Source organism: Pseudomonas sp. 2995-1, assembly GCF_002742505.1.
GTDB classification, from domain to species: domain Bacteria; phylum Pseudomonadota; class Gammaproteobacteria; order Pseudomonadales; family Pseudomonadaceae; genus Aquipseudomonas; species Aquipseudomonas sivasensis.
This window is the reverse complement of sequence record NZ_LJSA01000097.1, coordinates 1-247: the sequence shown is the minus strand read 5'-3', so window position 1 is coordinate 247 and position 247 is coordinate 1. Positions and strand designations below refer to the sequence as shown.

Sequence of the window (247 nt, the reverse complement as noted above, 5' to 3'; positions counted from 1 at the left end):
GCTACTAATGTTGCACACCATCTCCTAGTTGCGCATGGAAAAACCGTGCAGAAATACCGTGAAATTGGAGTGAAGGATGGGCAAATCGGTTACGCTCCAAATGTGGAGTGGAATGAACCATACAGTAATAAACAAGAAGATATTGAGGCTTGCCGCAGGGCGGGAGCTTGGTTCATCGAATGGTTTATGGATCCAGTATTTAAGGGGACTTACCCACAATTTTTAGTAGACTGGTTTAAAGAAAAAG

The 247-nt window shown here is 43.3% G+C and carries 1 protein-coding gene; it reads left to right on the top strand.

The features are described from left to right. Window positions 1-45: 45 nt before the first annotated feature. The coding region (locus AOA61_RS00305; protein ID WP_256583306.1) for a family 1 glycosylhydrolase at window positions 46-247 on the top strand (202 nt) is incomplete at its 3' end.